Source organism: Bifidobacterium vespertilionis, from assembly GCF_008698145.1.
Lineage (GTDB): Bacteria > Actinomycetota > Actinomycetes > Actinomycetales > Bifidobacteriaceae > Bifidobacterium > Bifidobacterium vespertilionis.
Genome location: NZ_RZNZ01000001.1, coordinates 166060 through 187417 on the forward strand (window position 1 = coordinate 166060; position 21358 = coordinate 187417).

A 21358-nucleotide genomic window follows, 5' to 3' on the forward strand; every position below is an offset into this window, starting at 1 on the left:
GTGCCAACCCGGCGAGGGACGCAGTCGCAGGCGTCCGGAACCACCCATTATCGTCTAGCGGCACACGCCAAATTCGCGTCATGCCCGCGACGGCCCGTGTCGGTCGGCCATCCCGCAGGGAGGGTTGCATACGGGTGCGCATGACCAGGCAAGAACCGACAGAAAGGTAGTGCTATGGCACAGATCACGATGAGCGAGATGCTCAAGGCCGGTGTCCACTTCGGTCACCAGACCCGCCGTTGGAACCCGAAGATGAAGCAGTACATCCTCATGGAGCGCAACGGCATCCACATCATCAACCTGTTCAAGTCCCTTGAGCTGATCGACAAGGCCTACGACTTCATCAAGGCCACCGTCGCGCACAACGGCACCGTGCTGTTCGTCGGCACCAAGAAGCAGGCCCAGGAGGCCGTCGCCAACCAGGCCACCCGCGTCAACATGCCGTACGTCTCCGAGCGTTGGCTGGGCGGCATGCTCACCAACTTCCAGACCGTGTCCAAGCGCGTCGCCCGCCTCAAGGAGCTCGAGGAGATGGACTTCTCCGACGTGCACGGCTCCGGCCTGACCAAGAAGGAGCTGCTGCTCCTCGAGCGCGAGAAGGACAAGCTGGCCAAGCAGCTGGGCGGCATCCGCAACATGAACCGCACCCCCTCCGCGATGTTCGTCGTGGACATCAACAAGGAGGCGCTGGCCGTTGAGGAAGCCCACAAGCTGGGCATCCCGGTCGTGGCCCTGGTGGACACCAACACCGACCCCGAGGCCGTCGACTACCCGATCCCGGCCAACGACGACGCCATCCGCGGCATCGAGCTGCTCACCAGCCTGATCGCCGATGCCGTCGCCGACGGCCTGCTCGAGCGTTCCGGCCAGGCCGCCAAGGCCGAGGGCGAGACCTCCGAGCAGCCGATGGCCGCCTGGGAGAAGGACCTGCTGCAGCAGGGCGCCGAGGCCGCTCCGGCCGAAGCCGCCGCCCCCGCCGAGTCCGCCGAAGGCGAAGCCAAGGCCGAGTGAGTCCGTTAGGGACCTCCAATCGCTAGGATGGGAGGTGCAAGAAGGTTGCACCTCCCGTTCCCAGGGAAACGTAATCGAGTTTTAACTCAAGGGAGAATTTCATGGCAGCAATTACCGCCGCTCTGATCAAGCAGGTCCGCGAGGACACCGGCGCCGGCATGATGGACGTCAAGAAGGCGCTCACCGAAGCCGAAGGCGACGTGGCCCGCGCCAAGGAGATCATCCGCGCCAAGGGCATCCAGGCCGCTGGCAAGCGCGAGGGCCGCAAGGCCCAGGAGGGCACCATCGGCTCCAAGGTTGTCAAGACCGCCGAGGGTGAGACCGGATACGCGGTTGAGGTCAACTCCGAGACCGACTTCGTGGCCAAGACCCCGAAGTTCGTCGAGTTCACCGACACCGTGCTCGGCTATGCCATCGCCGCCGACGCCAACAACGTCGACGAGCTGCTGGCCGCCCCCGCCGAGGACGGCACCGTGAAGGTCGCCGTCGAGGAGGCCGCCGCCCTGTTCGGCGAGCACGTCAAGGTCGGCCAGTTCGCCAAGATCTCCGGCCCGCACGTCGAGATCTACGCGCACAAGAAGTCCGCCGAGATGCCGCCGAGCATCGTCGCCATGATCGCCACCGACGAGGCCGGCGCCAAGGTGGCCCACGAGGCCGCCCTGCAGATCTCCGCCATGGGCGCCAAGTGGCTCACCCGCGAGGACGTCCCGGCCGACGTGGTCGAGACCGAGCGCCGCGTGGCCACCGAGAAGTCCCTGGCCGAGGGCAAGCCGGAGAAGATCGTTCCCAAGATCGTCGAGGGCCGTCTGAACGCCTTCTACAAGGAGGTCGTCCTCCTCGAGCAGCCGTTCGTCAAGGATCCGTCCAAGACCGTCGGCAAGCTCTTCGAGGAAGTGGGCGGCAAGGCCTTCGCCTTCGCCCGCGTCGAGGTCGGCAAGGGCGAAGAGGAGTGATCCTCTGACCCCCGTGGTCGCCGGATGCGGTCGTCAAGACCAATCCGCATGAAAGAAACGGCGGTCCGCGCGCATAAGGGCGCACGGACCGCCGTTTTTGCATCCTCCGCGCGTCGCTACAACGTCTGTCGTCATTTGCGGATAGGCTGAGATACGGTAAATTTCGCGGTTTCGCGGCAATGTCAGGCCGCGTGCCGGATCCCCAAGAAAGGGCGCATATGACTGGAGCAGACAGATCCCGCAGAGTGCTGCTGAAGCTTTCGGGAGAGGCCTTCGGCGGCGGCAAGGTGGGCATCGACACCACCGTGATCCGCCGCATCGCCGAGGAGATCGTCCCGGCCGTCCGGCAGGGCGTGCAGGTGGCCATCGTGGTCGGCGGCGGCAACTTCTTCCGCGGAGCCGAACTGCAGCAGGCCGGCATCGACCGTTCGCGCGGCGACTACATGGGCATGCTGGGTACGGTCATGAACTGCCTCGCGCTGCAGGACTTCCTGGAGCAGGAGGGGCAGTCCACGCGCGTGCAGACCGCCATCACCATGGGCCAGGTCGCCGAGCCGTACATCCCGCTCAAGGCCATCCGCCATCTCGAAAAGGGCCGCGTGGTCATCTTCGGCGCCGGTGCGGGCATGCCGTACTTCTCCACGGACACCGTCTCCGTGCAGCGTTCGCTGGAGATCCACTGCGACGAGGTGCTCATGGGCAAGAACGGCGTGGACGGCGTGTACACCGCGGATCCGCGCAAGGATCCGAACGCCAAGCGCTTCGTCACCCTGAGCTACAAGCGCGCCCTCGTGGACAACCTCGCCGTCATGGACGCCGCGGCCCTGTCCATGGCCCGCGACAACCGCAAGTGCATCCGCGTGTTCGGCCTCGAGGAGCCCGGCAACGTCACGCGCGCGCTCGTGGGCGAGGAGATCGGCACCTTCGTGTCCTCGGCGGAGTCGACCGTCGCCGAGTGACGTCGCGGTCCATCGGCGCATAAGCACAACCAACCAAGCAAAAGGAGCATAAACATGGCAACCGTCATCGATCAGGCCAAGGAACAGATGGCCAAGACCGTCGAGAACACCAAGGAGAACTTCTCCGGCATCCGCACCGGCCGCGCCAACCCGGCCCTGCTCAACGGCATCACGGTGGACTACTACGGTTCCCCCACCCCCATCAAGGCCGTCGCCTCCATCGGCGTGCCGGAGCCGCGCACGCTGTCCATCACCCCGTTCGACAAGTCCCAGGCCCCGGCCGTGGAGAAGGCCATTCGCGATTCCGACCTCGGCGTGAGCCCCAACCGCGACGGCAACGTGATCCGCGTCACCATGCCCGAGCTCACCGAGGAGCGCCGCAAGGAGTACGTGAAGATCGCCAAGGGCAAGGCCGAGGACGGCAAGGTCGCGGTGCGCAACATCCGCCGCAAGGCCAAGGAGACCATCGACAAGTCCGTCAAGGACGGCGAGATGGGCGAGGACGAGGGCGATCGTCTGCTCAAGGATCTGGACAAGGTCACCAAGGCCACCACGGACGAGATCGACGCCCTGCTCGAGACCAAGCAGAAGGAAATCCTCGAGGTCTGACCCATCCGGGAAGGCCAAGCAACCAAGTCGAGCAGTACAGTCATGGACCAGCACGAACAGATCGACACCATCAACAAGAAGACCGGACGCAACATGCCGCAGGCCATCGCCACCGGCGCGTTGCTGGTCGCGATCATCCTCGCGGCCCTCGCCATCAGAACCGACGTCTTTGTCTTTCTGATCGTGCTGTTCATGACGCTCGGCCTGTGGGAGCTGCGCATCGACTTCGCCACGGTGGGCCTGCACATCCCCTTCGTGGCGCTGAGCCTGTGCTCGGCCGCCACCATGCTGGCCACCTACTATGCTCCGTGGCATTTCGCCACCATGTCGCTGGGCATGATGGCCACGGTGGTGCTCATGCTGCCGGCGTCCACCGCGCGTCTGAGCTTCGGCACGCGCGTGCCCATGGCGGTGGCGCGCAAGCTGTCCGCGTCGGACGCGAGCATCCGTCGCGCCTCCTCCTTCAACCAGGAGGGCCAGGCGCCCAAGGCGAGCCGGTTGGCCAACGTGGGCGTCACCCTGTTCACGGTCCTGTACATCGAGGTACTGGCCTGCTATCTCATCTTCCCCCTCACCTTCGGCGGGCATCCGTTCGCCCACGCGTGCATGAGCGTGTTCCTGCCGGCCCTGTCGGACACCGGCGGTCTGTTCTTCGGCGCGGCGTTCGGCAAGCACAAGCTCTCCCCGCGCATCAGCCCCAAGAAATCGTACGAGGGGCTTGCCGGATCCATGCTGTTCGCCATGGCCGGCGCGTTCGCGATCTTCGCCTGCACCTACGGCCCCGAACAGTGGGCCACCCGCTGGTGGGTGCCCATCCTGGCCGGTGTGCTTGTGGGGCTCGTCGGCACGTACGGCGATCTGTGCGCCTCCCTGATCAAGCGCGATCTGGGCATCAAGGACATGGGCCACCTGCTCAAGGGCCACGGCGGCGTGCTCGACCGCGTCGACTCGATCCTCATGTGCGCGCCCGTGATCGCCCTGCTGCTGTACGCCACGGGCCTGTAATGCCGCGCGGATCGCGTATCATAGCATGGTGATTCTAGAAAGGGAAGACCAGGCATGACAAGCGATCAGCGCAACACCAACACCGCCGGCGGCGACGAGCCGGAGACCGGCATCACCGAAGGTGGCACCGACGGCGCGTTCCGTGACGTGCTCAGCCGCGACCACGCCCGCCGTGGCAAGCCGCCCGTGCACTTCGCGGACATGACGCCCGAAGAGCGCATCGCCGCGGCGAAGGAGCTCGGGCTGCCCAAGTTCCGCGTCAGCCAGCTTGCGAACCATTATTACGGCCACTTCGACGTCAATGCGGAGGAATTCACCGATTTCCCGGCTGCCAAGCGCGAGGCGGCGGCCAGGATGTTCTTCCCCGAGCTCATCCATGAGGTGACCCGCCAGGTGGCGGACGAGGGCACGACCATCAAGACCTTGTGGCGGCTGTTCGACGGCTCGCTCATCGAGTCCGTGCTCATGCGCTATCCCACGCGCACCACGCTGTGCATCTCCTCGCAGGTGGGCTGCGGCATGGGATGTCCGTTCTGCGCCACCGGCAAGCTGGGACTGACGCGCAACATGTCCGCGGGGGAGATCGTGGAGCAGGTGCGCATCGCCGCCAAAATGATGCGCGACGGCGAGGTGGCCGGCGGCCCGGGGCGTCTGAGCAACGTGGTGTTCATGGGCATGGGGGAGCCGATGGGCAACTACAGGTCTGTGCTTTCGGCCGTCCGTCAGATCAGCGCCGCGCCGCCGGAGGGCTTCGGCATCTCCGCGCGCAACATCACCGTCTCCACCGTGGGTGTGGTCCCGGGCATCAAAAAGCTTGCCGCGGAGGGCATTCCGGTGCGTCTGGCCGTCTCCCTGCACGCGCCCAGCGACCAGCTGCGCGACGAGCTGGTGCCCATGAACCGCCGTTTCGACACCACCGCCGTGCTGGACGCCGCGCATGACTACTTCCTCGCCTCCAAGCGGCGCGTGAGCATTGAATACGCGCTCATGCGTGGCATCAACGATCAGGCCGAACACGCCCGTCTGCTCGCCAAGCGGCTCAACCACTACGGCGACAACTGGGCGCACGTCAACCCGATCCCGCTCAACCCCATCGAGGGTTCCAAGTGGACCGCCTCCAAGCCTGAGGACGAGCAGCGCTTCCTGGACATCCTGCATGCGGCCGGCATCACCGCCACGCTGCGCGACACCCGCGGGCAGGACATCGACGGCGCCTGCGGGCAGCTCGCCGCAAGGGGGAAGGACCTGGTCGCGAAGGACCTTGCCCCGCAGAAGGACGTGGCCGCGTAGCCGTCCGGTCATTGTGAGTGCCGATCGGCGTCCGTCCATCATGCGGACTGTTGTAACGGGCGGAAGCTACGCTGAACGGTTGTAGGTCGGGCGGCCGCGGAGCCGCGCGGCCACCCGGAAACGAGGGAACAGGAGTTTGGCCATGTCGCTTGCGGTTCGTGTGATCCCATGCCTGGATGTCGATGCCGGGCGCGTCGTCAAGGGCGTGCATTTCGAGAACCTCCGCGACGCCGGCGACCCGGTGGAGCTGGCCCGCGAATACTACCGCCAGGGCGCCGACGAGCTCACCTTCCTGGACGTGACCGCCTCCAGCTCGCATCGCCAGACCATGATCGACGTGGTCTCCCGCACGGCCGAGCAGATCTTCATCCCGCTGACCGTGGGCGGCGGCGTGCGCACACCCGAGGATGTGGACTCCCTGCTGCGCTGCGGCGCGGACAAGGTGGGCGTCAACACGGCCGCGATCAACGACCCCACGCTGATCAGCCGCGTGGCCGAGCGCTTTGGCAACCAGGTGCTTGTCCTGTCCGTGGATGCCCGCCGTGAACGCGGCGAGCAGCACACCCGGTCGGGCTTCGAGGTGACCACCATGGGAGGCCGCAAGTCCACTGGCATCGACGCGATCTGGTGGGTCAAGCGCGCCGAGGAGCTGGGCGCGGGGGAGATCCTGCTCAACTCCATGGACGCCGACGGCACGCAGGAGGGCTTCGACCTTGAGATGATCCGCGCGGTGCGACGCGAGGTGAGGATTCCGATCATCGCCTCCGGCGGCGCCGGCAAGGTGGAGGACTTCCCTCCGGCCATCGAGGCCGGGGCCGACGCGGTGTTGGCCGCATCCGTGTTCCATTACGGCAAGATGACGATCGGCGACGTGAAGGACGAGCTGCGCCGGCACGGCTACACCGTGCGCTGAACGCGGCGGCCCGGACGGACACGACGATCGATTCGATTGGAGAACAACGAAGCAATGACGACGTATGACAACAGCACGACGCTGGATCCCCGCATCGCCGAGCGACTCAAGCGCGACGGCAGGGGACTGGTGGCCGCGGTGATCCAGCAGTACGACACGCGCGAGGTGCTCATGGTCGGCTACATGAACGACGAGGCCCTGCGCCGCACGCTCACCACCGGCCGCGTAACCTTCTGGTCCCGTTCCCGTCAGGAGTACTGGCGCAAGGGGGACACGTCGGGCCATGTGCAGTACGTCAAGGGCGTTTCGCTCGACTGCGACGGCGACGCGCTGCTGGTCGAGGTCGATCAGGTGGGGGCCGCATGCCACACCGGCAAGCGGTCGTGCTTCCTCGAGGGCGGCCCGCTGCCGGTGGTCGAGGGACACAGGGTGAAGGAAGAAGAGCAGGAGGACGAGCGATGAGCGAGTGCAGCGTCGAACATCTGGCATGGGGCGGCACGTGGCCGAGCCGCGAGCAGTTCCACGAGCTGGCGGACAAGGGATACCGCGTGATCCCGATCGTGCGCCGCCTGCTCGCCGACTCCCTGACCCCGGTGGGCTTCTATGAGCGTCTGGCCGGTGGCCGAACCGGCACCTTCATTCTCGAATCGGCCGAATATGGCGGTTCCTGGAGCCGCTACTCGTTCATCGGCGTCAACTCCGTGGCCCAGCTGCGCTCCCGTGACGGCAAGGCCGACTGGCTGGGCAAGGTGCCGGTCGGTGTGCCCATCGAAGGCGATGTGATCGACGTGGCCCGAGCCACGCTCGCCACGCTCAAGGCCCCCGATGTGGATGGTCTGCCCACGCTCACCAGCGGTCTGGTGGGCACGGTCGGCTGGGATGCGATCCGCCACTGGGAGCCGACGCTGCGCGCCGAGGCACCGGATGAGACCGGACAGCCGGAGACCGTGCTCGCCCTGGCCACGGACATCGCGATCGTGGACCATGTGGACGGCTCGGTGTGGATCATCGCCAACGCCGTGAACTTCGACGACCGTCCCACGCGCGCCGACTTCGCCTACGACGATGCGATCGGACGGCTCGACCGCATGCAGAAGGCCGCGTCCACCCCGCAGCCGCACGAGAACCGCGTGAGCGTGCTGGACCCGTCCGTCGCCCAGCCCGAACTGCGCTTCCGCTCCGCAAAGGCCGAGTACGAGCACGCCGTGGAGGAGGCCAAGCGCCACATCGTGGACGGCGACGTGTTCCAGGTGGTCATTTCCCAGCGCCTGGACATCGACTCTCCGGCCGATCCGTTCGACGTCTACCGCGTACTGCGCACGCTGAACCCCAGCCCGTACATGTACTTCATGGCCCTCACGGACGCGCAGGGCCGCAACTTCAACGTGATCGGATCCAGCCCGGAGACGCTGATCAAGGTGGACCACGGCCACGCCATGACATTCCCGATCGCCGGTTCCCGTCCGAGGGGCAAGACCCCCGAGGAGGACGCGAGGCTCGCCAAGGAGCTGCTGGCCGACCCCAAGGAGCGCAGCGAGCACATCATGCTCGTGGACCTGAGCCGCAACGATCTGAGTCGCGTGTGCGATCCGGACACCGTCGAGGTGGTCTCGCTCATGGACATCAAGCGGTTCAGCCACATCATGCACATCTGCTCCACGGTCACCGGCCATGTTCGCGACGATCTGAGCACCTTCGACGTGTTCACCTCCGCGTTCCCGGCCGGTACGCTCTCCGGCGCCCCGAAGCCCCGCGCGGTGGAGATCATCGACGAGCTGGAGCCCTCGGACCGCGGTATCTACGGCGGCACGATCGGCTACTTCGACTTCTCCGGCAACATGGACATGGCCATCGCCATCCGCACCGCGTTCATCCGCGACCATGAGGCCAGCGTGCAGGCCGGAGCGGGCATCGTGCTCGATTCGGTGCCCGCCAACGAATGGCAGGAGACGCGCAACAAGGCCGAGGCCAGCGTGGAATCCGTGCAGATCGCCGCGCAGCTCAGGAGCGCCTGATATAGCGCCTGATCGGGCCATGTGATGGGACGGGGTGTGTTGTGACATTGTCATGACACGCCCCGTTTACCTTGTGTTCACCCTCGACTACACTCTTCCGGGGTTTTTTTCATTCCCAGAAGAGCAAGAGTAGGAGAGACCATGTTCATGGCGGATAAGGAGACAGTGGACAGAGCCAGCGGCATGAAGCACTATGCCGGTCTGGCGGTGTTCTCGTCGGCCGTGGGGCACGCCCTCGACGGCCTCGACCTGATGATCCTCGGCTTCGCGATGTCGGGCATCATGTCGAGCTTCAACATCGACAAGACCACGGCGGGCACGCTCACCACGATCACGCTGGCCGGCGCGTTCCTGGGCGGTCTGGTGTTCGGCCGGATGGCGGACAAGTACGGCCGCATCCGCGTGCTGACCTATTCGGTCGTGTTCTTCGGCCTGTTCACGCTGTTTTCGGCCTTCGCGCCCAACTTCGCGTTCATGGCGGCGTGCCGCTTTCTGGCGGGCGTGGGCATTGGCGCCGAGTTCGGCATCGGCATGGCCATCGCCGCCGAGGCATCCAGCCCGAAGAACCGGGCCAAGGCGACCTCCGGCGTGGGCCTGGGTTTCCAGGTGGGCGTGCTGCTCGCTTCGCTGCTGAGCGCGCCCATCATCACCGCATGGGGCTGGCGCGGCCTGTTCGCCATCGGCATCGTGCCGGCCGTCGTGGCGATCCTGATCCGCGTGTTCGTGCCCGAGCCGCCGCTGTACCTCAAGCACCGCGAAACCGCGGGGGGAGCACGGCTCGATCAGGCAGCTGTTCTCCACGCCGGAGCGCGTGCGGTTCTCCATCGCGATCATCGTGCTGTGCACCGTGCAGAACTGCGGCTACTTCGGCATCATGACCTGGCTGCCCAGCTACCTCAACAAGGAGCTCAACCTGTCCCTGACCTCCACCGGCATCTGGACCGCCGTCACCGTGGTCGGCATGATGCTGGGCATCTCCGTGTTCGGCTTCCTCGCCGACCATCTGGGCCGCCGTCCCGCGTTCTGGATCTTCCAGATCGGCGCGGCCGCGATGGTGGTCGTCTACAGCCAGCTCAAGGATCCGACGGCCCTGCTCGTGGGCGGTTTCTTCATGGGCATGTTCGCCAACGGCATGATCGGCGGCTATGGCGCGCTGATCTCCGAGCTGTTCCCCACCGAGCTCCGCGCCACCGCGCAGACCGCCCTGTACAACACCGGACGCTTCATCGGCGGCGGCCTGGGCCCGGTGGCGATCGCCGCGATCGCGACGGACCACGGGTTCGGCTTCGCACTCGGCACGATCTCCTGCATCTACGTGGTCGGCTTCGTCACGATGTTCTTCGTGCCCGACCGCAAGGGCGCCGCGCTGGAGTAGGCTTTCCGTCATCCTGGGCACAGCGAAGCGGAGTCGAAGGATCCTTAGCCTTGTGCGCAATGGCCAGGGATCCTTCGCTGAGCGCAGCGCTGCGCGCAGGATGACGCGCGCTTTTCGCCGCTATCTCGCCAAGTGGGGGCGGATTTCTCACTTTGCAGAGCGACATACATGAAAGTGGGGGCGCGACGACAGCCAAAAAGAGCTCGAAACCTGCCCCAATACGACCGATTCGGCACGAATTCCATCCCCCCGGACGGCAAATGTGCGATCATCGACGCCCCCACTGTGATGTATAGCATCATGCACATGCCGAAATCCGCCCCCACTTTCAGAGATACGGCCTCCTACCGGCATGCACCCGGCATAGCCGCACCCGATCTGCACATTCCACGGCCCCTCGACAGCAAAATGAGCAAATCCGCTGCGTGGGAACGGATTCCGACCCCGCCAGCAATCGGATTCACTCATTCTGTGGGGCAAACAGAACAATGCGTGGGGCGCGTTTCCTCGCCGATGCTGAGCGGAACCAAGCGGAGTCGAAGGATTCTTGGTCCGTGCGCAAAGTAAAGGATCCTTCGCTTCGCTCAGGATGACGGTGGGTGCAAAGCCGCGCCGCGCTCAGGATGACGTTGATCAGCCGCGATTGCCCGTATTTGCCCGGAACGTGGGACGGCAGGGGACGCTGTCTGGGGTTGGGACATACAGTGACGCATGTTCCATACGTTAGGCAAGGGAGGGTCATGTCGGTCCTGGATGAATTGGTGGCTGGTGCCGTGGAGGACGCCGCCGCCCGCGAGAAGGTCACGCCGCTGGAGGAGCTCAAGGAGGCCGTGATGGCCGCCCCCGCGCCGATCGACGCGTTCGCGTGGCTCAAGAAGGCCGATGGCATCCCGGTGATCGCCGAGATCAAGCGCGCCTCGCCGTCCAAGGGCCATCTGAGCGACATTCCCGATCCGGCGGCCCTGGCCCGCGAATACGAGCGCGGCGGCGCCAGCGCGATCTCCGTGCTCACCGAGGGGCGCCGCTTCCTGGGCAGCCTGGACGACTTCGACAAAGTGCGCGAGGCCGTGCACATCCCGCTGCTGCGCAAGGACTTCATCGTCAACGACTATCAGGTCTGGGAGGCCCGCGCGCACGGCGCCGATCTGGTGCTGCTGATCGTGGCCGCCCTGGACGACCGCACGCTCGCCCACCTGCTGGGACTCGCGCACGATCTGGGCATGACCGTGCTCGTGGAGACCCACACACGGGAGGAGATCGCGCGCGCCCGCAAGGCCGGCGCACGCGTGATCGGCATCAACGCCCGCAACCTCAAGGACCTGAGGGTGGACGTGAACAAGTACAACGAACTTGCCGCCGACCTGCCCGATGATGTGATCAAGGTGGCGGAATCCGGCGTGTTCGGCGCCGTCGAGGTGGAGGACTACGGACGGGCCGGAGCGGACGCCGTGCTGGTCGGCGAGGGCGTGGCCACCGCCGACGACCATGAACTTGCAGTTGAACGACTAGTGAAAGCAGGCAACAGAGTGAAAGCATCCGAAACCACCCCGCTGAGCGAACACCACGGCCCGTACTGGGGCCAGTTCGGCGGCCGTTACGTGCCCGAGGCCCTGATCACCGCGCTTGACGAGCTGCAGCGCGTCTACGAGGAGGCCAAGGCCGATCCGGAGTTCACCAGGGAGCTCGTCACCCTCAACCAGCGCTACGTGGGCCGTCCGAGCCCGCTGACCGAGGCCCCGCGCTTCGCCGCCCGCATCGCCGAGAAGGTGGGCATCGAGCCGCGCGTGTTCCTCAAGCGCGAGGACCTCAACCACACCGGCGCGCACAAGATCAACAACGCGCTCGGCCAGGCCCTGCTCGTCAAGCGCATGGGCAAGACCCGCGTGATCGCGGAGACCGGCGCCGGCCAGCACGGCGTGGCCACCGCCACCGTGTGCGCCATGCTCGGCCTCAAGTGCCGCATCTATATGGGCCAGATCGACGCCCGCCGCCAGGCCCTCAACGTGGCTCGCATGCGCATGCTCGGCGCGGAGGTCGTGGAGGTCACCCTGGGCGACAAGATCCTCAAGGACGCCATCAACGAGGCCCTGCGCGACTGGGTCACCAACGTCAAGGACACGCACTACCTGCTCGGTACGGTGGCCGGCCCCCACCCGTTCCCGGAGATGGTCCGCGACTTCCAGAAGATCATCGGCGAGGAGGCCAAGCAGCAGCTCAAGGACTGGTACGGCATCGACCATCCGGACGCGGTGTGCGCCTGCGTGGGCGGCGGTTCCAACGCCATCGGCGTGATGAACGCCTTCCTGGACGATGAGCGCGTCAACCTCTACGGCTACGAGGCCGGCGGCAACGGCCCCGAGTCCGGCAGGCACGCCATCCGCTTCGCCCCCGGCACCGGCCAGCTCGGCATGTTCCAGGGCGCCAAGAGCTACCTGCTGGAGACCGACGAGGGCCAGACCTTGGACACGTACTCCATCTCCGCCGGCCTCGACTACGCCTCCGTGGGCCCCGAGCACGCATGGCTCAAGGACATCGGCCGCGTCAACTACTCCTGGGCCACCGACGAGGAGGCCATGAACGCCTTCCGCGACCTGAGCCAGACCGAGGGCATCATCCCCGCCATCGAGTCCTCCCACGCCGTCGCCGGCGCCTACAAGGCGGCCGCCGACCTCAAGGCCAAGGGCTACGAGCACCCGGTCATGATCATCAACATCTCTGGCCGCGGCGACAAGGACATGGCCACCGCCGGCAAGTGGTTCGGCTACCTGACCGACGAGCAGTCCAAGGCGCTTGAGGTCACCGGCGCGCACGGGGACACCGTCGCCTGAGACGGCCGCGCCGAGACCCAAGCAACACGTTGAGAGGACAAAACACATTATGAGCAACACCGCAACCACGCCGTCCGGCCAGCCGCTCGGCATCAGCCACAAGCCCAGCCAGACGGCCACCATGTTCGAGGCGCTCGACAAGGCGAACAAGCCCGCGTTCATCGGCTACCTGCCCTACGGCTTCCCGAACCCCGAGATCTCCCTGAAGGCGTTCAAGACCCTGGTGGACCATGGCGTCAACGCCGTCGAGATCGGCCTGCCGTACTCCGACCCGGTCATGGACGGCCCGGTCATCCAGGCCGCCAGCCAGATCGCCCTGAACAACGGGGAAAGCATCCACGGCGTGTTCAAGGCCGTGGAGACCGTGGCCAACGCCGGCGGCGTGCCGCTGATCATGAGCTACTGGAACCTCATCTACCACTACGGCGTGGAGCGTTTCGCACGCGACTTCGAGAACGCCGGCGGCGCGGGCCTGATCACGCCCGACCTGATCCCCGACGAGGCGGGGGAGTGGATCGAGGCGTCCGACCGCCACGGTCTGGACCGTATATTCCTGGTTTCCCCTGACTCCGCCGCCGAGCGTCTTCAGGTCGTCTCCAAGGCATCCCGCGGCTTTGTGTACGCGGCCTCCCGCATGGGTGTGACGGGCGAGCGCAAGACCATCACCGACTCCCCGGAGGCGCTGGTGGACCGCACGCGCAAGGCCGGGGCCGCCCGCGTGTGCGTGGGCATCGGCGTGTCCACGGCCGAACAGGCGTCGAAGGTGGGCGCCTACGCCGACGGCGTGATCGTCGGCTCCGCGCTGGTCCACCAGCTGCTGGACGATTCCGGCCGCAAGGCGCTGGACGAGGCCGAGGGACTGGCCAATCTGGCCGCCAAGTCCGACGAGCTGGCCCACGGCGTCGCGGCCGCGCGCTGAGCGGTCCCGAGCCCGCGGTAATGCGCATCGCCTAGGATGAGGACCATGAATCTCGCATACATCCCGTCGCCGTCCATCTCGCAATTCCAGATCGGACCGGTGACGATACACATCTATGCCCTGTGCATCCTTGCGGGCATCGTGGCGGCCGTCTGGATCTCCACCCTCCGGTGGAAGCGCTACGGCGGCACGTTCGACCAGATCTTCGACATCACGATCGTGGCCGTGCCCTGCGGCATCGTGGGCGCGCGCCTGTACCACATCATCACCACGCCGGAGCGGTTCTTCGGGGCCAGCGGCAACTGGGTGGAGATGTTCAAGATCTGGAACGGCGGCCTGGGCATCTGGGGCGGCATCGCCCTGGGCGCGCTCGGCGCGTGGGCGTGGTGCCGGGACAAGCACTATCCCATGGCCCTGCTCGCGGACGCCATCGCGCCCGCCCTGCTCGTGGCCCAGGCCATCGGCCGTCTTGGCAACTGGTTCAACCAGGAGCTCTACGGAGGCCCCACCACGCTGCCCTGGGGCTTGAAGATCGACGCCGCCGGCAGCGCGATCGGGGCCGGTGAGCAGTGCTACGACGGGCGGACCTGCCCCACCGGCACGCTGTTCCACCCCACCTTCCTGTACGAGATGATCTGGAACCTGATCGGCGCGCTGCTGATCGTGTGGATCGGCTCCAAGGCCATCAAGGCGCTCAAGGCCGGGTCCCTGTTCGCCATCTACGTGATGTGGTACACGGCCGGCCGCACCTGGATCGAGGCCCTGCGCATCGACTACGCGCACACCTTCCTGGGCGTGCGCATCAACGTGTGGGTCTCCATGGCCGTGTTCGTGTGCGGCGCGATCGCCCTCGTGCTGATCATGCAGCGGGGCAAGGATCCCGCGCTGCTTGCCGAGAAGCTGCGCACGGTCACCGAGATCGAGACCTACGGCGAGGAGGACGGCAAGGGCGGGACCGACGCACCCGCACCCGCATCCGCCTCCGATGCGCCCGCGTCCGCCGCGCCCGGCTCCCCGGTTCCGCCGGATGCCCCGGCCCCTTCGGATGATCCCACCGTACCTACCCGTTCATAGAATGAGGAACCATGAGCATTCAAATCGCACCCAGCATCCTGTCCGCCGATTTCTGCAACCTTGAGCGCGACCTCAAGGCCATCTCCAACGCCGATCTGGTCCACGTGGACGTGATGGACCACCATTTCGTCCCGAACCTCACGCTCGGCGAGCCGATCGTCAAGCGCATCTGCGAGGTCACGGACCTGCCGGTGGACGTCCACCTGATGATCGAGGATCCGGACCGCTGGGCCCCCGAGTTCGCCAAGTGCGGAGCCCAGTCCGTCACCTTCCACATGGGCGCCACCCATGCGCCGGTGCGTCTGGCCCGCCAGCTGCGCGAGATGGGCGTCAAGGCCTGCTTCGCCGTGCGCCCGGCCGAGCCCGTCGAGCCCCTGTTCGACATCCTCGAGGAGTTCGACATGGTCCTCATCATGACCGTCGAGCCCGGATTCGGCGGCCAGAAGTTCCTGGACAACCAGATGAACAAGGTCCGCCGCCTGCGCGACGAGATCACCCGCCGCGGCTTGGACACCCACATCCAGGTGGATGGCGGCGTGAGCCCCAAGACCGCCCACATCGTGGCCGAGGCCGGCGCCGACGTGCTCGTGGCCGGCTCCGCCGTCTACGGCGCAGAGAACCCCGCCGAGGCGATCGACCAGATCCGCGCCCAGGCCGAGGCCGCCTACAAGGCCTGAACAACAACCAATCACAAGAAAGCAGCATCACCCCATGAAGACGTTTGAGTCCCTGTATGCCGAACTGAGCGAGAAGGCCAAGACCCGCCCCGAAGGCTCCCTGACCGTCGAGGAGCTGGACAAGGGCACGCATTTCATCGGCAAGAAGATCGTCGAAGAGGCCGGGGAGACCTGGATCGCCTCCGAATACGAGGGCAACGAGCGCATGGCCGAGGAGATGAGCCAGCTGCTCTACCATGTGCAGGTCATGATGGTCAAGCACGGCATCACGCTCGAGGACGTGTACAAGTACCTGTGACGGCTTTCCCGCCGCAACACCGGAACGAATCGAAAAGGGGTTTCACAATGCTTCGCATCGCAGTGCCCAACAAGGGCATGCTTTCCGAGCCCGCATGGGACATGCTGTCCGAGGCCGGCTACCGGCTGCGCACCAACCCGCGCCAGCTTGTGGTGCAGGATCCGGACAACGACATCGAGCTGTTCTACCTGCGTCCGCTGGACATCGCCGTGTACGTGGGCACCGGCACCATCGACGTGGGCATCACCGGCGAGGATCTGCTCAGGAACTCGGGCACGCCGGCGCTCGAGCACATGCCGCTCGGCTTCGGCGCGTCCACGTTCCGCTTTGCCGCGCCGAACGACTCGCCGATCACGCGCCTCGAGGACATCGAGGGCAAGCGCGTGGCCACCACGTTCGACAAGCTCGTGCAGGACTATCTGACGAACCACGGCATCAACGCCCAGACCATCCATCTGGACGGTGCCGTCGAGTCCTCCGTGCAGCTGGGCGTGGCCGACCTGATCGCCGATGTGGTCTCCACCGGCACCACCCTGAGGAACGCCGGGCTGCGCATCTTCGCCGATCCGCTCATGCACTCCGAGGCCTGCCTGATCCGCTCGCCCCGCGTGGCGGACGACGATCCGCGCCTCACGGTGCTGTCCCGCCGTCTGCAGGGTGTGCTCACCGCCCACCAGTACGTGCTGATGGACTACGACATCCCGGTGGACAAGGTGTCCGCCGCGGTGGCCGTGACCCCGGGCTTCGAAAGCCCCACCATCTCCCCGCTGCACGACAAGCAGTGGGCGGCCGTGCGCGTCATGGTCCCCAAGAAGAAGGTCAACCAGCTCATGGACGACCTGTACGAGGTGGGTGCGCGCGGCATCATCGTGACCGCGTTGCAGGCCTCCCGCATCTGATCCGCGGCGGCTTCGGCGGCTTCGTCCGCGCTTTGGCCGCGGCATAATTTCATCAGATTCATCGAATCCGTCCGTATTGAACCCGTTCGAGGCGTTCGATCCGGGCGGATTCGCCATATTCCGGCCATTTTTTCGCCATGTTGGGGTAGTCTCGTAAGAGGTTTTTCGAAGGAGGTCGCGAGTGGCGGTTCATCAGGCGGATGCGCAGTACAGTCCCGAGGCCCGTGATCTCATCTGGACCATCCCCAACGCGATCAGTCTGCTGCGCATCATCTCCATCCCGATCTTCGCCGTGCTGGTGGCGAGGCGCGAGATGGCCGTGGCGCTGATCGTTCTGGCCTTCAGCGCGTTTTCGGACAGTCTCGACGGCACACTGGCCCGCAAGTTCAATCAGGTGAGCAAGATCGGTCAGGTGCTCGATCCGGTCGCCGATCGACTCCTCATCTTCTGCTCGGTGGTCGCTCTTGGCATCGCCGGCGTGATCCCGTGGTGGGTGCTCATCGTGGTGGGCCTGCGAGATTTGGTCATGGCCATCGAGGTCCTCGTCCTCGCGCAGCACGGCTACGGCCCGCTGCCCGTGCACTTCGTGGGCAAGGCGGGCACCGCCATACTCATGATGTCCATTCCCGCGTTCATCATCGCCGAGCTGTGGGCCGGACGGTTCACGCAGGGCCTGCATCTGATCTGCGTAGCTGGCATGATCTGGGGCGTATTGCTGTACTGGATGGCCGGGTTGATCTACCTCAAGCAGGGGCATGATCTGCTGCGCGCCGACGGCGTGGCCGCGGGCGATGCCGTCGCGGATGGGACTGCGGGGGAGCGGACCGCCTGATGACGGTTGAGCCGATCTCCATACCCGTGCCAGCGGACGCCACGCCCGTGCGCCGCAGGGCCGTGTTCTCCTCCGGGGCGGGACGGCTGACCGCACGCCATGCCGAAGGCCCGCTGGGCATTCACGCGCAGAATTCGACGCGCCGTCGCCGTCTGGCCGACGAATCACTGCGTCTGATCGACGATCTGACCAATCGACCCATGGATTCCCTCTATGCCGACTCGCTGCTCGACCAGCGCAAGCGATCGGCCTTTTCCGTATGGTCCACGCGCGTGATCGTCTTCCTGATCTGCGTGATGGTGGGCATCAGCGGTTCCGTGGTCGTGCAGCGTCTGCACGCCGACCCGCGCAAGCAGCAGCGCGATTGGTACATCAGCCGCATCGATGAAGCCTCGGCGCAGTCGGATCAGCTCAATCGCGATCTGATCGATCTGCGCGGCCAGATCACCACGCTGAGCGATCAGGTGGGCGCCGATGCGGACAACACCCAGCTTGAACTCGACGAGACATCGATCGGCGCGTTGCCGGTCGAGGGACCGGGCGTTTCGATCACGCTCACCAACCCGATCTCCGCCAGCGCAGACGGCACCGGCTCGTCGTCCGCCCAGCTGCGCGTGGTGGCGGACAGCGACCTGCAGTGGTACGTCTCGCAGCTGTGGGGCGCCGGCGCCGAGGCGATCGCCGTGAACGGGTGCCGGCTTGGCGTGCAGACCTCGATCCGCAAGGCCGGCCAGACCATTCTGGTGGATCTGACGAAGATCGAGAGCCCATATGTCATCCAGGCGATCGGCGACGCGTCCAAGCTCAAGGCGGCCGTCGCCGGGAGCGGTTCGGGCGATGTAGCCGCGCAGTTGGAGAGCGCGGGCATTCATCCACAGGTCTCCTCCGTCAAAACCATTAGACTGGAGGCAGCGGAGTCAAGAAACCTCTCGTATGCAAGGAGCATCGAATAAATGGCAGCGGTCCTCGGACTGATCATCGGAATCGTGATCGGCATTTTCCTGCAGCCGGACATTCCCATTGTGCTGCAGCCCTATCTGCCCATCATGGTCGTGGCGGCGCTTGACGCGCTGCTCGGTGCCGCGCGCGCCTACTTCGAACGCAGCTTTTCGGACAAGGTGTTCGTGATCTCGTTCTTCTCCAACGTGATCACCGCCACGCTGCTCGTGTTCCTGGGCAACCAGCTCGGCGTCGGCTCGCAGCTGACCACCGCCGTGATCGTGGTGCTCGGCATCCGCATCTTCTCCAACGTGTCCGCCATCCGCCGATTCATCTTCAGGGGCTAGCATGGCCGCCGAGCATGATTCGCAAAACAGGGATTCCAAGAACCCGCAGAACGCGATGCGACACCAGCACCGCCGGGATCGCGTGAACGACCGCACCGAGACCGGCTCGTTTCCTGTGATCCGCCGCAAGCCCCCGCTGAGCGATCTCAACCGCAACGCCACCCGCAGCCGTATCGTGACCAGCGTGCTGGTGATGCTGCTGTGCGCGCTGTTGGGATTCGGGTACATGGTCCAGATGCACAACACGCAGTCCTCCTACGAGTCCATGACCGAGGACGAGCTGCGCCGCCTGTTCACCGAAACCAGCGCGCAGGTCAGCAAGCTGGAGGAGCGCAAGACCGAGCTCATCGCGCAGCTCAACTCCATCAAGGCCGCTGCGGACAAGCAGGAACAGGCCAGACTCATCGCCCAGCAGAACGAGCAGACCAGCGGCATCCTCTCCGGCAGGTTGCCCGCGAAGGGCAAGGGCGTGACCATCTCTATCGGCGAGAACGCCAACCATCCGATCGACGCGGCCACGATGTTCCACCTCATCGAGGAGCTGCGCAACGCCGGCGCCGAGGTGATCGAATTCGGCGGCGTGCGGGTGATCACCTCCACATCCATCCGCCGAAGCGGCGATGATCTGGTGTGCGACGACCAGATCGTCAGCAGCCCGTACATCGTCAAGGCGATCGGCGACCCGTCCACGCTGCAGAGCGCCATCGACATTGCCGGCGGCGTGGGCTCCACCCTCAAGCTCGATTTCGGGGCCACGGTGAGCGTCCAACAATCGGACGAGGTGCTCATCAGCAGCGTGCGCCAGTTACCGCCGAACAAGTACGCCAAGACGGTGGAATAGCGAAACGGCCCGAATCGCGGACAAAAGGCATGAAAGGTTTGTACAATGGAGCGTATGACTGATCCGATTCCTACCGCAGGCGAGACCACCATCATCGGTCTGCCCGCCATCACCATTCCGATTACCACCACCGGGGACCGTCCGCTCACGCAGGAGGACCTGGATACGATCGCCCGCCTGTCCGAGGGGACCGCGCTGCTGATCTCGACCAGGGGAGCGGTGACCGGCTCCCGGTACCTGCTCGACGAGGATGAGGTGACCGTCGGCCGTGATCCGAACGCCGACATCCTGCTTGACGATTCCACCGTGTCGCGCGCCCATGCGGTGTTCCGCCGCATCAACGGCGTATACCACGTGATCGACGCCGGTAGCCTGAACGGCACCTATGTGAACCGCCAGCGCAAGGACGACGCCGAGCTGCACAACGGCGACGAGATCCAGATCGGCAAGTTCCGTCTGGTGTTCTTCACCAAGTCCGCGGTGATCCGCTGACGGGACGCCGGGCGCGGACGCGACGACGATGCGACCAATAAGATCATAGGGAAGAAGCCGTGGCATTCCAGTGGAGTGCGCGGCTTCTTTGCGTATGAGCGTCTGATTGGCGTCCATACGCAATCGATTCTCATGAAAGGGGAGAGCCGTGGTGGAACTCTCAGTGCGCACGGGCGGCGCGGACCGCGGCCCCCATGCGGTCCAGGGTGAACTGTTCGCCACCGCCGACGAACAGGATTGCCGCCGGGGATACCGGGGCACCGTCGCCTCGAAGGTGGCCGGCATCACCTACCGGCAGCTGGATTACTGGGCGCGCAAGCAGATCGTGGAGCCGTCCATCAATCCGTCGCACGGCTCCGGCTCGCGGCGGTTGTACTCCTTCAAGGATGTGGTGATCCTCGCGGTCTCCAAGCGTCTGCTGGACGCCGGCGTGAATCTGCAGAACGTCACGACGGCCATCGGATTCCTGACGCAGCGCACCGCGGCGCAGCTGGAGCACGTCACGATCATGTGCGACGGCGACGAGGTCCACGAATGCACCACCAATGAGCAGGTCATCGAGCTCGTGCATAGCGGCAAGGCCGTGTTCGGGGTGTCCGTGGGATCACTGTGGCATCAGATCAGCGAGGCCTTGGAGCATGAGGACCATGTGGATCTGACCGACGGGGCCCTGGGCGTGACCGGCAAGCCCGCCGGCAGGCCGATCGACGATTTGACCGCGGCGCGACTGCGCATGAAGCTCGAGGCGCGCAAGGCGGAGCGCGAGCGGGAGGCCGAGCGAGGCTAGGCGGGGCTATACAGCGGTCTCAAATCGCCACCCAAACCAACAATGGGTGCGTTTTGAGACAATCCCGACCCTTTCTGCGTCTCAAAATACACCCAATTCCGGTTTGGGTGGCGATTTGAGACGCAGGAGGGGGTTTGGTTGTCTCATATCGCATCCATTCGCACCAATGTATTTATGAAACCGATTTCACCAAGGTTTGGCGGCGATCTTCGGTCGGGGATTACGTTATGTCAGAAAACGGGGTGACGGTCAATGGGGGCGTTTTGGGCCTATTGCGCGCGATGCGTTCGTGCGT

At 65.5% G+C, this 21358-nt stretch carries 22 protein-coding genes and 1 pseudogene; all 23 read left to right on the forward strand.

The genetic code is table 11. The features are described 5' to 3' along the window. Nucleotides 1-174 precede the first annotated feature (174 nt). The 23 genes and pseudogenes from rpsB to EMO90_RS00800 all read left to right on the forward strand — a co-directional run bounded on the left by rpsB (nt 175) and on the right by EMO90_RS00800 (nt 21063). Entirely contained in the window at nt 175-1011 is an 837-nt protein-coding gene (gene rpsB, locus EMO90_RS00695) for a 30S ribosomal protein S2 (protein WP_150353577.1), read from the forward strand. 101 nt (nt 1012-1112) lie between these two features. After that, entirely contained in the window at nt 1113-1964 is an 852-nt protein-coding gene (tsf, locus tag EMO90_RS00700; RefSeq protein WP_150353576.1) for a translation elongation factor Ts, read from the forward strand. A gap of 218 nt (nt 1965-2182) precedes the next feature. After that, nucleotides 2183-2923, forward strand: coding sequence for a UMP kinase (pyrH, locus tag EMO90_RS00705; protein WP_150353575.1), 741 nt, complete (start codon nt 2183-2185; stop codon nt 2921-2923). A 54-nt stretch (nt 2924-2977) separates the two neighbouring features. Beyond that, complete coding sequence (gene frr, locus EMO90_RS00710) at nt 2978-3532, forward strand: ribosome recycling factor (RefSeq protein WP_150353574.1); 555 nt, start codon at nt 2978-2980, stop codon at nt 3530-3532. Between the two features lie 42 nt (nt 3533-3574). Beyond that, nucleotides 3575-4537, forward strand: coding sequence for a phosphatidate cytidylyltransferase (locus EMO90_RS00715; RefSeq protein ID WP_150353573.1), 963 nt, complete (start codon nt 3575-3577; stop codon nt 4535-4537). Nucleotides 4538-4591: 54 nt separating this feature from the next. Further along, entirely contained in the window at nt 4592-5827 is a 1236-nt protein-coding gene (rlmN, locus tag EMO90_RS00720) for a 23S rRNA (adenine(2503)-C(2))-methyltransferase RlmN (RefSeq protein ID WP_150353572.1), read from the forward strand. A 142-nt stretch (nt 5828-5969) separates the two neighbouring features. After that, nucleotides 5970-6740, forward strand: a complete 771-nt coding sequence (gene hisF / locus EMO90_RS00725; RefSeq protein WP_150353571.1) for an imidazole glycerol phosphate synthase subunit HisF — start codon at nt 5970-5972, stop codon at nt 6738-6740. 54 nt (nt 6741-6794) lie between these two features. After that, nucleotides 6795-7202, forward strand: a complete 408-nt coding sequence (hisI, locus tag EMO90_RS00730) for a phosphoribosyl-AMP cyclohydrolase (protein WP_150353570.1) — start codon at nt 6795-6797, stop codon at nt 7200-7202. Further along, a complete protein-coding gene (locus EMO90_RS00735) occupies nt 7199-8755 on the forward strand; it encodes an anthranilate synthase component I (RefSeq protein WP_150353569.1) in 1557 nt (518 codons plus the stop codon). The genes hisI and EMO90_RS00735 overlap by 4 nt, the downstream gene beginning before the upstream one ends. 282 nt (nt 8756-9037) lie before the next feature. Next, a pseudogene (locus EMO90_RS12695) lies at nt 9038-9460 on the forward strand (MFS transporter); the annotation flags it as partial. A 106-nt stretch (nt 9461-9566) separates the two neighbouring features. Beyond that, complete coding sequence (locus EMO90_RS12565; protein WP_263390659.1) at nt 9567-10130, forward strand: MFS transporter; 564 nt, start codon at nt 9567-9569, stop codon at nt 10128-10130. Nucleotides 10131-10870: 740 nt separating this feature from the next. Next, the gene (locus tag EMO90_RS00745) at nt 10871-12958 is read left to right on the forward strand and encodes a bifunctional indole-3-glycerol phosphate synthase/tryptophan synthase subunit beta (RefSeq protein WP_150353568.1); all 2088 of its coding nucleotides are present in this window, start codon (nt 10871-10873) and stop codon (nt 12956-12958) included. Between the two features lie 49 nt (nt 12959-13007). After that, nucleotides 13008-13877, forward strand: a complete 870-nt coding sequence (trpA, locus tag EMO90_RS00750; RefSeq protein ID WP_150353567.1) for a tryptophan synthase subunit alpha — start codon at nt 13008-13010, stop codon at nt 13875-13877. Between the two features lie 45 nt (nt 13878-13922). Beyond that, on the forward strand, nt 13923-14951 hold the full coding sequence (gene lgt, locus EMO90_RS00755; RefSeq protein WP_150353566.1) for a prolipoprotein diacylglyceryl transferase: 1029 nt from the start codon (nt 13923-13925) through the stop codon (nt 14949-14951). 11 nt (nt 14952-14962) lie between these two features. Then, entirely contained in the window at nt 14963-15628 is a 666-nt protein-coding gene (rpe, locus tag EMO90_RS00760) for a ribulose-phosphate 3-epimerase (RefSeq protein WP_150353565.1), read from the forward strand. 34 nt (nt 15629-15662) lie between these two features. Further along, nucleotides 15663-15926 carry a phosphoribosyl-ATP diphosphatase gene (locus tag EMO90_RS00765; RefSeq protein ID WP_150353564.1) on the forward strand — a complete coding sequence of 88 codons (264 nt, stop codon included), beginning with the start codon at nt 15663-15665 and terminating at the stop codon, nt 15924-15926. A gap of 47 nt (nt 15927-15973) precedes the next feature. Then, entirely contained in the window at nt 15974-16825 is an 852-nt protein-coding gene (gene hisG, locus EMO90_RS00770; RefSeq protein ID WP_150353563.1) for an ATP phosphoribosyltransferase, read from the forward strand. A gap of 181 nt (nt 16826-17006) precedes the next feature. Further along, nucleotides 17007-17657 carry a CDP-alcohol phosphatidyltransferase family protein gene (locus tag EMO90_RS00775; protein ID WP_150353562.1) on the forward strand — a complete coding sequence of 217 codons (651 nt, stop codon included), beginning with the start codon at nt 17007-17009 and terminating at the stop codon, nt 17655-17657. Beyond that, nucleotides 17657-18610 (forward strand): DUF881 domain-containing protein, encoded by a 954-nt coding sequence (locus tag EMO90_RS00780; RefSeq protein ID WP_150353561.1) that lies wholly within the window; start codon nt 17657-17659, stop codon nt 18608-18610. The genes EMO90_RS00775 and EMO90_RS00780 overlap by 1 nt, the downstream gene beginning before the upstream one ends. After that, on the forward strand, nt 18611-18943 hold the full coding sequence (locus EMO90_RS00785; RefSeq protein WP_150353560.1) for a small basic family protein: 333 nt from the start codon (nt 18611-18613) through the stop codon (nt 18941-18943). Between the two features lies 1 nt (nt 18944). Continuing rightward, nucleotides 18945-19784 carry a DUF881 domain-containing protein gene (locus EMO90_RS00790; protein WP_190971957.1) on the forward strand — a complete coding sequence of 280 codons (840 nt, stop codon included), beginning with the start codon at nt 18945-18947 and terminating at the stop codon, nt 19782-19784. Between the two features lie 54 nt (nt 19785-19838). After that, nucleotides 19839-20276, forward strand: coding sequence for an FHA domain-containing protein (locus tag EMO90_RS00795; protein WP_150353559.1), 438 nt, complete (start codon nt 19839-19841; stop codon nt 20274-20276). 148 nt (nt 20277-20424) lie between these two features. Further along, complete coding sequence (locus EMO90_RS00800) at nt 20425-21063, forward strand: MerR family transcriptional regulator (protein WP_150353558.1); 639 nt, start codon at nt 20425-20427, stop codon at nt 21061-21063. The last annotated feature ends 295 nt before the right edge of the window (nt 21064-21358 follow it).

What these genes read in the sequence shown, in the direction of transcription:
- rpsB (WP_150353577.1), top strand. Translation starts at nt 175, where the DNA reads ATGGCACAGATCACGATGAGCGAGATGCTCAAGGCCGGTGTCCACTTC.
- tsf (WP_150353576.1), top strand. Translation starts at nt 1,113, where the DNA reads ATGGCAGCAATTACCGCCGCTCTGATCAAGCAGGTCCGCGAGGACACC.
- pyrH (WP_150353575.1), top strand. Translation starts at nt 2,183, where the DNA reads ATGACTGGAGCAGACAGATCCCGCAGAGTGCTGCTGAAGCTTTCGGGA.
- frr (WP_150353574.1), top strand. Translation starts at nt 2,978, where the DNA reads ATGGCAACCGTCATCGATCAGGCCAAGGAACAGATGGCCAAGACCGTC.
- EMO90_RS00715 (WP_150353573.1), top strand. Translation starts at nt 3,575, where the DNA reads ATGGACCAGCACGAACAGATCGACACCATCAACAAGAAGACCGGACGC.
- rlmN (WP_150353572.1), top strand. Translation starts at nt 4,592, where the DNA reads ATGACAAGCGATCAGCGCAACACCAACACCGCCGGCGGCGACGAGCCG.
- hisF (WP_150353571.1), top strand. Translation starts at nt 5,970, where the DNA reads ATGTCGCTTGCGGTTCGTGTGATCCCATGCCTGGATGTCGATGCCGGG.
- hisI (WP_150353570.1), top strand. Translation starts at nt 6,795, where the DNA reads ATGACGACGTATGACAACAGCACGACGCTGGATCCCCGCATCGCCGAG.
- EMO90_RS00735 (WP_150353569.1), top strand. Translation starts at nt 7,199, where the DNA reads ATGAGCGAGTGCAGCGTCGAACATCTGGCATGGGGCGGCACGTGGCCG.
- EMO90_RS00745 (WP_150353568.1), top strand. Translation starts at nt 10,871, where the DNA reads ATGTCGGTCCTGGATGAATTGGTGGCTGGTGCCGTGGAGGACGCCGCC.
- trpA (WP_150353567.1), top strand. Translation starts at nt 13,008, where the DNA reads ATGAGCAACACCGCAACCACGCCGTCCGGCCAGCCGCTCGGCATCAGC.
- lgt (WP_150353566.1), top strand. Translation starts at nt 13,923, where the DNA reads ATGAATCTCGCATACATCCCGTCGCCGTCCATCTCGCAATTCCAGATC.
- rpe (WP_150353565.1), top strand. Translation starts at nt 14,963, where the DNA reads ATGAGCATTCAAATCGCACCCAGCATCCTGTCCGCCGATTTCTGCAAC.
- EMO90_RS00765 (WP_150353564.1), top strand. Translation starts at nt 15,663, where the DNA reads ATGAAGACGTTTGAGTCCCTGTATGCCGAACTGAGCGAGAAGGCCAAG.
- hisG (WP_150353563.1), top strand. Translation starts at nt 15,974, where the DNA reads ATGCTTCGCATCGCAGTGCCCAACAAGGGCATGCTTTCCGAGCCCGCA.
- EMO90_RS00780 (WP_150353561.1), top strand. Translation starts at nt 17,657, where the DNA reads ATGACGGTTGAGCCGATCTCCATACCCGTGCCAGCGGACGCCACGCCC.
- EMO90_RS00785 (WP_150353560.1), top strand. Translation starts at nt 18,611, where the DNA reads ATGGCAGCGGTCCTCGGACTGATCATCGGAATCGTGATCGGCATTTTC.
- EMO90_RS00790 (WP_190971957.1), top strand. Translation starts at nt 18,945, where the DNA reads ATGGCCGCCGAGCATGATTCGCAAAACAGGGATTCCAAGAACCCGCAG.
- EMO90_RS00795 (WP_150353559.1), top strand. Translation starts at nt 19,839, where the DNA reads ATGACTGATCCGATTCCTACCGCAGGCGAGACCACCATCATCGGTCTG.